The 11,285-nt window shown below is 72.7% G+C and carries 9 protein-coding genes; 6 read left to right on the top strand and 3 right to left on the bottom strand.

The genetic code is table 11. The features are described from left to right. Positions 1-18: 18 nt before the first annotated feature. Genes ACLQ20_RS21450 through ACLQ20_RS21425 form a run of 6 tightly spaced genes read left to right on the top strand, consistent with a single transcriptional unit; the run spans position 19 to position 5,738 of the window. Positions 19-864, top strand: a complete 846-nt coding sequence (locus tag ACLQ20_RS21450) for a 3-hydroxyacyl-CoA dehydrogenase family protein (RefSeq protein WP_151452357.1) — start codon at positions 19-21, stop codon at positions 862-864. A 10-nt stretch (positions 865-874) separates the two neighbouring features. Beyond that, positions 875-1,129: an acyl carrier protein gene (locus tag ACLQ20_RS21445; RefSeq protein ID WP_151452356.1), complete on the top strand. Its 255-nt coding sequence runs from the start codon at positions 875-877 to the stop codon at positions 1,127-1,129. Positions 1,130-1,136: 7 nt separating this feature from the next. Next, positions 1,137-2,288 (top strand): acyl-CoA dehydrogenase family protein, encoded by a 1,152-nt coding sequence (locus ACLQ20_RS21440; protein ID WP_225851870.1) that lies wholly within the window; start codon positions 1,137-1,139, stop codon positions 2,286-2,288. Next, positions 2,285-3,349 (top strand): HAD-IIIC family phosphatase, encoded by a 1,065-nt coding sequence (locus ACLQ20_RS21435; RefSeq protein ID WP_425857421.1) that lies wholly within the window; start codon positions 2,285-2,287, stop codon positions 3,347-3,349. Before ACLQ20_RS21440 ends, ACLQ20_RS21435 begins: the two co-directional genes overlap by 4 nt. Continuing rightward, positions 3,346-4,131, top strand: coding sequence for a thioesterase II family protein (locus tag ACLQ20_RS21430; protein ID WP_358118616.1), 786 nt, complete (start codon positions 3,346-3,348; stop codon positions 4,129-4,131). Before ACLQ20_RS21435 ends, ACLQ20_RS21430 begins: the two co-directional genes overlap by 4 nt. Continuing rightward, on the top strand, positions 4,128-5,738 hold the full coding sequence (locus ACLQ20_RS21425; RefSeq protein WP_425857419.1) for an AMP-binding protein: 1,611 nt from the start codon (positions 4,128-4,130) through the stop codon (positions 5,736-5,738). Before ACLQ20_RS21430 ends, ACLQ20_RS21425 begins: the two co-directional genes overlap by 4 nt. A 64-nt stretch (positions 5,739-5,802) precedes the next feature. Here ACLQ20_RS21425 and ACLQ20_RS21420 read toward each other — a convergent pair whose 3' ends face one another. From ACLQ20_RS21420 to ACLQ20_RS21410, 3 genes are read right to left on the bottom strand one after another with little or no spacing between them, the layout of a single operon-like run. Next, a complete protein-coding gene (locus ACLQ20_RS21420) occupies positions 5,803-9,567 on the bottom strand; it encodes an SDR family NAD(P)-dependent oxidoreductase (protein WP_425857417.1) in 3,765 nt (1,254 codons plus the stop codon). A 52-nt stretch (positions 9,568-9,619) separates the two neighbouring features. Next, positions 9,620-10,381, bottom strand: coding sequence for an ABC transporter permease (locus ACLQ20_RS21415; RefSeq protein ID WP_151452353.1), 762 nt, complete (start codon positions 10,379-10,381; stop codon positions 9,620-9,622). Next, on the bottom strand, positions 10,371-11,267 hold the full coding sequence (locus ACLQ20_RS21410) for an ABC transporter ATP-binding protein (protein WP_225851865.1): 897 nt from the start codon (positions 11,265-11,267) through the stop codon (positions 10,371-10,373). Before ACLQ20_RS21410 ends, ACLQ20_RS21415 begins: the two co-directional genes overlap by 11 nt. Positions 11,268-11,285 lie beyond the last annotated feature (18 nt).

Here is an 11,285-nt window from a genome sequence, read left to right as displayed (position 1 = left end):
TACGGAAAGGGAGAAGTCATGACCGTCATCGGCGTAGTCGGCGCCGGCGTCATGGGCGTCGGAGTGGCACAGAATCTGGCCCAGTACGGGTACGAGGTCGTCCTGGTCGACCGGACCGAGGAGATCCTCGCCGGGGCCCGGGCCGTGATCGCCCGCAACTGCCGGATGAGCCGGCTGATGGGCGGACCGGCGCTGGACCCGGACGCCATCCTGGCGAGGATCACCACCGCGGTGGGGGTCGAGGCGTTGGACAAGGCCTCGGCCGTGATCGAGAACGTCACCGAGAACTGGGACATCAAGCGCGAGGTCCACCAGCGCCTCGACGAGGTGTGCCCGCCGGAGACGGTGATCATCGTGAACACCTCGGCGATCCCGATCACCCGGGTAGCCGCAGTCGGCAAGCACCCGGAGCGGGTCATCGGGGTGCACTTCATGAACCCGGTACCGGCCAAGCCGGTGGTGGAGATGATCCCCGGCTTCCACACCTCGGCGTCGACCATCGAGCGCACCCGGGAGCTGCTCAGCGGGATGGGGAAGAAGGCGGTCGACGTCAAGGACGCCTCCGGCTTCGTCTCCAACCGGGTGCTGATGCTGACCGTGAACGAGGCGGCGTTCCTGGTCCACGAGGGCGTCGCCACCGCCGAGTCGGTCGACGAGGTGTTCCGGGGCTGCTTCGGGCACCCGATGGGTCCGCTGGAGACCGCCGACCTGATCGGCGTCGACACGATCCTCTACAGCGTCGAGGTCCTTTACGAGCACTACGCGGACAGCAAGTACCGCCCGTGCCCGCTGCTCAAGCAGATGACCGACGCCGGACTGCACGGCCGGAAGACCGGCCGTGGCTTCTACAACTACGAGAGCTGAGGACGACACCATGTCGGAGACGGTCAACACCCAGATCCTGTCCTTCATCCAGGGGCGCTTCCCGCAGGCGCAGATCGGCGAGACCGACGACATCTTCGCCTGCGGCTACATCAACTCGCTCTTCGCGATGGAGCTGGTGATGTTCCTCGAGAAGACCTTCGAGTTCACGATCCCGAACGACGAGCTGAGCATCGACAACTTCCGTACCGTCAGCGCGATGACCGCGCTGGTGGACCGGCAGCGTCGCGGCGTGACGGTCGGGTAGTGCGGCGATGACGAGTCTCATGCAGGCGCCGCTGCTGCTGACCGGACCAGTAACCCGGGCCAGCACCCGTGCCTTCGTCGACGAGCACATCTCTCCGTACGCCGACGCCTACGACCGGGCCGGCGCCATCCCCGAGGAACTGCTGGAGCGGATCGGCGACGCCGGGCTCTGGGCGCCGTTCCTGCCCCCGGCGGTCGGCGGCGCCGGGCTGGACCTGGTGACCCTCGGCGAGGTGCACGAGGAGGTGGGCCGGGGCTGCTCCTCGGTACGCAGCCTGCTCACCGTGCACACCATGGCCTCCTGGGCGGTGCAGCGCTGGGGCAACGCCGAACAGTTGGCGCGCTGGGGGCCGGAGCTGGCCAGCGGGCGTACCCTCGGGGCGTTCTGCCTCTCCGAGCCGGGCGCCGGCAGCGACACCTCCAACCTGGCCACCACCGCGGTCGCCCGGGGCGGCGACTGGCTGCTCAACGGGGTGAAGACCTGGACCACCGGTGGCCAGCGGGCGGACCTGTTCCTGGTCTTCGCCCGGACCGCGTCGAGCATCGTGGCGCTGCTGGTGCCGCGGGACACCCCCGGGGTGTCGGTGCGGCCGATCCACGACATGCTCGGCACCCGGGCGTCGATGCTGGCCGAGATCACCTTCACCGACGTGCTACTCGGCCGGGAAGCCCAGCTCGGCCCGAGCGCCTTCGCCTCCGGGATGGTGCTCACCGGCACGCTGGACCTCGGCCGGTACAGCGTCGCCACCGGCAGCGTCGGCATCCTCCAGGCCTGCCTGGACGCCTGCGTCGGCTACACCTCCCGCCGCCGGGTCGGCGGCTCGCCGCTGCGCGACCTGCCGCTGATCCAGGCGAAGATCTCCGACATGGTGACCGACGTCCGGGCGGCCCGGATGCTGGTCGCCGAGGCCGGCCGGCTCAAGGACGCCGGTGACGCCTCGACCATCATGGCGACCTGGGTGGCGAAGTACTTCGCCTCCACCGCCGCCGCGCGGCACGCCGCCGAGGCGGTCCAGGTGCACGGCGCCAACGGGTGCAGCCCGGACTACCCGGTCGCCCGCTACTACCGGGACGCGAAGGTCATGGAGATCATCGAAGGCAGCAACGAGATCCAACGGATGACCATCGCCGGCGAGGCCTACCGGGGGTGGGCGGCATGAGCGTGCTGGCGCAGGCCCCGCCGACCAAGCCCAAGCAGGGCCGGATCAAGTGCGTGGTCTGGGACCTGGACCACACCGTCTGGGACGGGGTGCTGCTGGAGGACGGCGAGGTGACCGTCCGGCCGGCCGCGGTCGCGCAGATCCGCGCGCTGGACGCGATGGGTGTGCTCAACTCGGTGGCCAGCAAGAACGACCACGAAGCGGCCATGGCCAAGCTGCGCGAACTCGGCCTGGACGAGATGTTCGTGTTCCCCCGGATCGGCTGGGACGCCAAGTCCGAGTCGATCCGGCAGATCGCCGCGAAGCTCAACCTGGGCCTGGACGCGTTCGCCTTCGTCGACGACCAGGAGTTCGAGCTGGCCGAGGTGGCGTACGCGCTGCCCGAGGTGACCTGTGTGGACGCCGCCGACATCGAGCAGGTGCTGACCGGGGTGGAGTTCCGGCCGCGGTTCATCACCGACGAGTCGGCCCAGCGCCGGGGCATGTACCAGAGCCAGCTGACCCGCGACGAGGTGGCCGCCGACTTCGTGGGGACCAGCGAGGAGTTCCTCGCCACCCTGGACATGACCTTCACCATCGAGCCGGCCCGGCGGGAGGACCTGCAGCGCGCCGAGGAGTTGACCGTCCGCACCAACCAGCTCAACTCGACCGGCAAGACGTACTCCTACGACGAGCTCGACGCGCTGCGTGAGTCACCGGACCACCTGCTGCTGGTCGCGACGCTGACCGACCGGTTCGGCTCGTACGGCAAGATCGGCGTCGCGCTGGTGGAGAAGAGCAAGCCGGACTGGCGGCTGCACATGATCCTGATGTCCTGCCGGGTGATGTCCCGGGGCGTCGGCTCGGTGCTGCTCGGCCAGATCATGAGCCAGGCGAAGGCGGCCGGGGCCGGCCTGCGGGCGGACTTCGTGGAGACCGGCCGTAACCGGATGATGCAGATCACCTACGCGTTCAGCGGTTTCCGGGAGGTCAGCCGGGACGGTTCGCACCTGGTGCTGGCGGCGAACCTGGACAACCTGCAGGAGCCGCCGGACTACGTCCGGATCGAGGTGCTGCGGTGACCAGAACGGTCGACGACACCCGGCTGCGCCGCTGGCTGCCGTTCGGCATGTCCGACGGCGACGTGCGGCTCTACTGCCTGCCGCACGCCGGCGGGTCGGCGTCGGCGTACCGGCCCTGGTTCGGCCGGTTGGGGCCGGTGGCGGTCTGCCCGGTGCAGCCGCCCGGCCGGGAGACCCGGCTGCGGGAGGAGCCGTTCACCGGGGTGGAGGCGCTGGTCGGCGAGCTGGCCGAGGTGGTGCTCACGGAGGACGACCGCCCCTGGGCGGTCTACGGGCACAGCCTGGGCGCGGTGGTCGGGTTCGAGCTGGTGCGCGAGATCCGCCGGCGCGGCGGCCCGGACCCGGTGCACCTCTTCGTCTCCGCCAGCCCGGCACCCGGCACGCCGGACACCGACCCGCAGGTGACCGGGCTGGACGACGAGCAGGTGGTGGCGATGCTGCGCCGGCTCGGCGGTACACCGGACTGGATGCTGGCCGACCCGAGCGTACGGCGGATGATCCTGCCGCCGTTCCGCGGCGACTTCGCGCTCAAGGAGAACTACCGGTACCGGCCCGAGCCGCCGCTGCGGGTGCCGATCACCGCGATCGCGGCCAGCCACGACCCACGCGCCAGCGCGGTGTCGATGCACGGCTGGCGCGAGGAGACCACCGGGCGGTTCCGGGCGCACAGCATCGGTGGTGGACACTTCGCCGTCCTCGAACAGCCCTCGGTGACCCACCGGTACATCGGCGCGGCGCTCGGTGTGCTCGCCGGCGCCGGGCCGGTGGGAGGGACCCCGTGAGCACCGTGCAGATCGCGACGCGGTCGCCGCTGCCCGAGCGGTCGATCGACGATCCGCCCCGGCCGGCCCCGGTGCCGGCCGGGGCGCCGCCCCGGGTGCTCGCCGAGTGGTTCGACCGGGGGCTGCGGATCGACCCGACGGCCGAGGCGCTGCGGGTCGACGGGCACACCTACAGCTACCGCTGGCTGCACGAGCGGGCGTTGGCGCTGGCCGGCGACCTGGTCACCACGGCCGGCGCGGCGCCGCGACGGGTCGGACTGCTGGCCAGCCGCACCCCGCAGGCGTACGCCGGTCTGCTCGCCGCGGTCTACTCCGGTGCGGCGGTGGTGCCGCTGCACCCCGACTTCCCGGCCGAGCGGACCCGGCAGATGATGGCGGCGGCCCGGGTGGACACGCTGATCGTGGACGAGCACGGCGAGCGGGTGCTGCCCGAGTTGGCCGCCGAACTCACCGACGTGGTGGTGGTCCGCGAGCCGGGTGGCACCCCGCTGGCCGCGCCCCGGCAGGTCGGTGCCGACGAGATCGCCTACATCCTGTTCACCTCGGGCTCCACCGGCCGGCCCAAGGGCGTACCGGTGCTGCACCGCAACGTCGACGCGTACCTGCGGTTCGTGCACGACCGGTACGGCTTCACCGCCGCGGACGTCTTCTCCCAGACCTTCGACCTGACCTTCGACCTGGCGATGTTCGACCTCTTCGCGGGGTGGGGCAGCGGCGGCACGGTGGTCACCGTCCCGCCCACCTGCTACGCCAACCTCGCGGAGTTCCTGACCGAGCACCGGATCACCGTCTGGTTCTCCTCGCCCAGCGTGATCGCGCTGACCCGCCGGCTGCGCCGGCTGGCGCCCGACGCCTTTCCCAGCCTGCGCTGGAGCCTGTTCTGCGGGGAGCCGTTGCTCGCGCACGACGCCGCCGACTGGCAGGCCGCCGCACCGGGCAGCCTGGTGGAGAACCTGTACGGCCCGACCGAGCTGACCATCTCGTGCAGCGTGCACCGGTGGGACCCCGACTCGTCGCCGGCCCGCTGTGTCAACGACGTGGTGTCGATCGGCACCATGCATCCGGGCATGCGCCACCTGATCCGACCGGTCGCCCGGGAGGCGGCCGACGACGCCGGGATCGAGCTGCCCGGCGCCGCCGCCGGTACCGTCGGTGAGCTGTGCGTGACCGGGGACCAGATGTTCCCCGGCTACCTCGACCCGGCCGACGACGAGGGCCGGTTCCTGCGCCACGGCGGCGAGCGCTGGTACCGCACCGGTGACCTGGTCCGGCCGATCGGCGGCGGCGAACTGGCCTACCTCGGCCGGGTGGACCACCAGGTCAAGATCCGTGGGGTACGGGTCGAACTGGCCGAGATCGAGTGCCGGCTGCGCGCGCTGGACGGCGTCCAGGACGCGGTCGCGGTGGTGGTCGACGACGTGCTGGTGGCGTTCTGCGTGGGGGTACGCCGTCCGGCCGCCGTGCTGGCCGGCGAACTGGCCGCCACCCTGCCGCGCGCACTGCTGCCCCGGCGGTTCGTCTTCCTGGCCGAGTTTCCGCTCAACGCCAACCGCAAGACCGACCGTCGGGCGCTGGCCGCGACCGCCGCCGAGCTGGTCGGCAGCTGACCCGGCGAGCGAGGGGGGCACCGGCGGACCGCCGGTGCCCCCCTCGCTTGGTTCAGCTTGACTGTTACTGATCCTGCCCGACCAGGGCGGCCAGCTGGCGGACCGTCGGGTACTCCACCAGCGCGGTGACCGGCAGCTGCGCCGAGACGTTGCTGCGCAGCTTGGTGGCGAGCGAGATGGCGATGAGCGAGTGTCCACCCAGCTCGAAGAAGTTGTCGGTGGCGCCGACAGTCTCCAGGCCGAGGGTGGCCGCCCAGATGTCGGCGATCGTGCGCTCCACCCCGGCCTCCGGTTCGACGTACGGGGTGGCCAGCGTGGGCCGGGGATGGCGCTCGCGTTCGACCTCCTCGGCACCGCCGGCCGCCGGGTCGTTGGTGACCCACTGCGCGATCCGGGCCTCGATCGGGCCCGTGGAGATCACCAGGTGGCCGACGTGCCCGACGGCGGCGAGGGCCCGACCGAAGACGTCGACCCCCTCGGCCGGCGACATCTCGTACTCGCGGACCGTCTGTCCGGTCATCCCGTCCGGTCGGCTCGGATCGATCGCCCAGGTGTCCCAGTCGACGGTGATCCAGCGCCCCTCGCCGCGCAGCCGGGCCACCCGGGCGTACGCGTCGAGGCCGGCGTTCGCCGCCGAGTACGGTCCCAGCGCGATCCCGCCCAGCACGGCGGAGACCGAGGACAGCGTGATGCGCCGGTCCGGGGCGTGCTCACCGAGCACCGCCTGGAGCACGTGGAAGCCGTGGATCTTGGCGTTCAGGTGCGCGTCGCAGGACGCCCGGTCGGAGAGGTGGGCCAGCCCGAAGTACTCCGGGCTCTGGATGCCGGCCGCGTGCACCACCACGTCGATGCCGCCGAACTTGGCCACCGCGGCGTCGACCACCTCGCGCATCCGCGCCTCGTCCCCGACGTCGGCGGCTGTCGCCAGCACCGCGGCGCCCTGCCGCTCCAGGTCGAGGATGTTGCGGATGTGCCGGGCGACCCGGTCGTCGCCGTCCTTCCGCGCCGGCCACTGCTCGCGCGGCGGCAGCGCGGTCCGGGCGGTGAGCACCAGTCGGCAGCCGTAGCGCTCCGCCAGGTGTCGGGCCAGCACCAGCCCCACGTCGCCGAGCCCGCCGGTGATCAGCACGGTGTCACCGGCGCTGACGATCGGCCGGTCCGCCGTCGGGGCGGGCAGCGGGTGCGGTCGGTAGTGCCGGGACCAGGCGTCGCCGTCCCGGACGGCGACCGGGCCCTGGTGCGGGTGCACGCTGGCGGCGAGCGCCTGTTCGACGTCGACGGTGCCGGCCACGTCGACGTGCCGGCAGGCCAGGAACGGGTTCTCCTGGGCCAGGCTCGGCGCCAGCGCGGCCAGCGTGGCGTGCTCGGGGTGGCGCAGATCGGCGCCGAGCACCCCGAGCGCCCCGGAGGTCAGCAGCACCAGCTCGGTCGGCGGGGTGTCCGGGTCGTCGGCCAGCGCCCGTACCAGGGCGAGCGCGGAGCGGAATCCCCGGTCCTGCCCCCGCTCGAAGTGCTCGCCGCCGGTGCCCTCCGGGGAGCCCAGGCTGAACCCGTGCACGATGGTGCGCGGGGCGACGAACAGGGCACGGACCAGCTCGGCCAGGTCGTCCGGTGCGTCCGCGCGGACGGTGAAGTCGCCGGCCTCGTCCTGCTCGAACGCCTCGCCCGGCCGGGCCGCGCAGACCTCGGCGCCGGCCTCGGCCAGTCGGGCGAGCAGCGCCTCGCCGCGCTCGTCGGCGGTGAGCACCAGCCATGGGCCGGCGGCGCGCAGCCGCTCGTCCAGGTCCGCGGTGTCCAGCGGGCGTGGTGTCCAGGTCGGCAGGTAGGTCCACTCCGCCGGGTCGTCGACGCGGCCCTCGACCGGCCGGGCCGCGGTGGCCTGCGCCGGGCGGGGCTTGACCCAGTACCGGCTGCGCTGGAACGGGTAGGTCGGCAGCTCGACGCGCCGGCCGGCACCCAGGTGCAGCGCCGCCCAGTCCACCGTCGCCCCGGCTAGCCAGAGCTGGGCCAGGGTGGTCAGCACCCACTCGGCGGCGACCTCGTCACCGGGGGCGACGAGCACCTCGACCGGGCTGGCGGAGTCGGCCGGCTCGCCGGTCAGCACCACCCCGAGCCGGGCCAGCCCGGTGCCCAGGTCGGCCAGCACGCTGTTCCGGTCGGTGCCACGCGCTGCGCCGTCAGCCGGCAGCAGTGGGCCGACCGCCGCGGACAGCTCGGCCCACCAGGCGTCCGGTACGCCGTCACCGGCGCGTAGCAGCACCGCCGGGTCCCGCCGACGGGTCTCGCCGTCGATCCACCGGCCGGCGTCGGCCAAGGCCGCGATCGCGTCGTCGCGGTCCCGGCAGACCACCGCCCGGCGCAGCGCGAAGCGCCCACGGGACACCTGCAGGGTGTACGCGACGTCGGCGAGGTCGGCCTCCGGGTGCTGGACCAGGTGCTGGCGCAGCCGGTCGGTCAGCGCTTCCAGCGCCGTCGGGTCACCGGCGGAGAAGGTGAGCAGCTGCGGACCGGTCGCGGCCCGGGGAACACGCGCCGGCGCCTGCTCCAACACCACGTGCGCGTTGGTGCCGCCGAGCCCGAACGAGCTGACCCCGGCGCGGCGTGGGTCGGGTCCGGCAGGCCAGGGGCGGGGCTCGGTGAGCACGGTGAACCGGTCGGCCGCCGCGGCGAGCGTCGGGTTCGGTGTGGTGTAGCCGGCGACTGCCGGCAGGATCTCGTGCCGCAGGCTCAGCGCGGCGCGCATCAGGCCGGTCACCCCGGCCGCGCGGTCCAGGTGCCCCACCGAGGGTTTGACCGAGCTGAGCACGCACGGGGTCGGCGGGGTCGTCTGGAACACCCGGCTCATCGCCGCCAGCTCGATGGAGTCGCCCAGCGGCGTGCCGGTGGCATGGCACTCGACGTAGCCGATGGTCTCCGACTTCACGCCGGCGACGGCCAGCGCCGTCTCGATCACCTCGGCCTGGCCCTCGACGCCGGGCGCGGTGTACCCGACCCGCTCCGGCCCGTCGTTGTTGACCGCCGAGCCGAGGATGACCGCGTGGATGACGTCACCGTCGGCGAGCGCGTCGGTCATCCGCTTGAGCGCCACCACCCCGACCCCCGAGCCCATCACGCTGCCGTTGGCCGCCGCGTCGAAGCTGCGCACCCGGCCGTCGGGGGAGAGGATCCCGCCCTGCTCGTAGAGGTAGCCGGCGGGCTGGGGCAGCGGCAGGAAGGCGCCACCGGCGAGGGCCACGTCACAGTCGTAGGTCAGCAGGCTCTGGCAGGCCAGGTGCACCGCGACCAGCGAGGTGGAGCAGAACGTCTGCACGGTCACGCTCGGCCCGCGCAGCCCGAGCTTGTACGAGACCAGCGAGGTGAGCGAGTCCCGCTCGTTGCCGACCGCGAAGAGCAGGCCCTCACCGGGTTCGTCGACCATGTGCGCGACGTTGTCGATCATGTAGTCCGGGAACGCGCAGCCGGCGAAGACACCGACCCGGGCGCCCGGGTCGACCGGCTGGTAGCCGGCGGCCTCCAGCGCCTGCCAGGAGCACTCCAGGAAGAGCCGGTGCTGCGGCTCCATCGTCTCGGCCTCGCGCGGGCTGAAGCCGAACGCGCCCGCGTCGAACAGGTCGAGGTCGTCGACCGGGCCGCCGACCCGGATGTAGTCCGGGTCGGCGGCCCGGGCCGGGGCGACACCGGCGCGGGTCAGCTCCTCGTCGGTGATCGGCCGCAGCCCGGGCACCCCGTCGCGCAGATTGCGCCAGAGTTCGCCGACGTCGGCCGCCCCCGGAAAGCGCCCGGCCATACCGATGAGCGCGACCGCGGAGTCGTAGTCAGTTTCAGTCACGATGACCTCCAGGTACACCGGATCGGGGGTTCGGACGGATTGCTCGTGCCGGTCACATCAGCCGGCTGCGGCCCCAGCCCCGAGCGAGCCGCCAGGAGGCCAGCCCTCCGGCGACGAGGGCGATGCCCAGGCAGACCAGCGCCGGGCGGAGCATGCCGGCGGGGTCGCTGTCGACCGCGGCACGCAGCATCGACATGGCCCAGTAGCCGGGGGAGAGCGGCGCGACGTGCTGCGCCCAACCGGGCATCAGCGACACCGGCACCAGCGCGCCGCCCAGCGCGCTGACCATGATCGCCCCCAGGTCGGAGGCGACGCTCAGTTCGCCGCGGCTGCGTACCACGGTGGCCAGGGCGGCGCCCACCGCGAGCAGGGTCAGCCCCCAGATGCCGACCGCGAGGGCCAGGTAGCCGACCGCGGACGGCCGGGGCAATGGCAGCCCGACGACCAGGCAGCCGAACGCGAACAGCACGGCCTGCTGCAACAGCAGCAGGACGAGTACCGGACCGGTCTTGCCGAGCAGCAGCTCGACGCGGCCGGCCCGGCTGGCCCGCAGCCGGTCCCAGGTGCGCCACTCCCGCTCGACCAGGATCGAGTTGCCGACGATCGACAGCGCGAAGACCGAGAACATCACCAGCGGCCCGGTCACCGCCTGCAGCGTGCCGCTGTCCAGCGCCTCCTCGTAGAGCGGCTTGAGCACCAGCATCAGCACCATCGGCAGGGCGATGTAGCTGATCAGCTGGGCGGGGTCGCGCAGCCGGAGCACGGCGTTGTGCCGGACCAGCAGGCCGGTACGGCGAAGGGCGTCAGTCGACATCGGTTACCGCCAGCGAGTGGTAGAGGTCGTCAAGGTCGGGACGGCGCAGCTCGACGGACTCGACCTGACGGTCGGTGCCCTTCAGCAGCTCCACCAGGGCGGTGGTGGGGTCGGTGGTGGAGACCTGCACCACCTCGTCGGCGAAGGTCACCCGGACCTCGCCGGGCAACCCCTCCAGCAGCTCCGCGCTGCTGCCGCGGGCGATGATCCGGCCGCGTCGGGCGACCGCGATACTTGCCTGCAGGTCGGTGAGTTCGTTGAGGTAGTGAGTGGTGTAGATGACCGCCGCCCCCTCGCCGGCCCGCTGCTTGACCACGTTGAGCAGCGCCTGCCGGGTCTCCGGGTCGGCGCCCGCGGTCGGCTCGTCGAGCAGCAGCAGCGACGGTCGGTGGATCAGGGCCACCGCGGCCTGGGTCCGGCGTTGCTGCCCGCCGGAGAGCACCCCGACCGGCCGGTCCAGGAACCCGGTCAGGTGCAGACCGGTGGCGAGGTCGTCGATCTCGGTACGCAGTGCCTGGCGCCGCAGCCCGGCGATGCCGCCGAAGAGCCGCAGGTGCTCCCGGACGGTGATCGGCGGGTACAGCGCGATGTGCTGCGGCGAGATGCCGATCTGCCCGCGCGCCTGGGTGGGTGTCCGACCGTCGACCAGCACCACCCCGCTGTCCGGCCGGATCAGGCCCGAGACCACCTCGACGAAGGTGGTCTTGCCGGCACCGTTGTGTCCGACCAGTCCCACGATCTCGCCTCGGGCGACGGTCAGGCTGAAGCCGGCCAGCGCGGCCACGTCGCCGTAGCGCTTGGTGACCTCGACCGCCTCCAGCGACGTCCACTCCTGATCCTGGTGCCGCGCCGGCGATCCGACCGGCTGCGCCTTGATCGTGCTCACATCAGCGTCCCTTCCCTG

The sequence above is a fragment of the Micromonospora sp. DT46 genome (genome assembly GCF_049841735.1).
Lineage (GTDB): Bacteria > Actinomycetota > Actinomycetes > Mycobacteriales > Micromonosporaceae > Micromonospora > Micromonospora reichwaldensis.
The sequence above is the reverse complement of the archived record's forward strand: the minus strand, read 5'-3'. Positions and strand labels throughout refer to the sequence as shown.

Coding starts and splice junctions, on each gene's coding strand:
- ACLQ20_RS21435 (WP_425857421.1), top strand. CDS start 2,285: ATGAGCGTGCTGGCGCAGGCCCCGCCGACCAAGCCCAAGCAGGGCCGG.
- ACLQ20_RS21450 (WP_151452357.1), top strand. CDS start 19: ATGACCGTCATCGGCGTAGTCGGCGCCGGCGTCATGGGCGTCGGAGTG.
- ACLQ20_RS21415 (WP_151452353.1), bottom strand. CDS start 10,381: ATGTCGACTGACGCCCTTCGCCGTACCGGCCTGCTGGTCCGGCACAAC.
- ACLQ20_RS21445 (WP_151452356.1), top strand. CDS start 875: ATGTCGGAGACGGTCAACACCCAGATCCTGTCCTTCATCCAGGGGCGC.
- ACLQ20_RS21440 (WP_225851870.1), top strand. CDS start 1,137: ATGACGAGTCTCATGCAGGCGCCGCTGCTGCTGACCGGACCAGTAACC.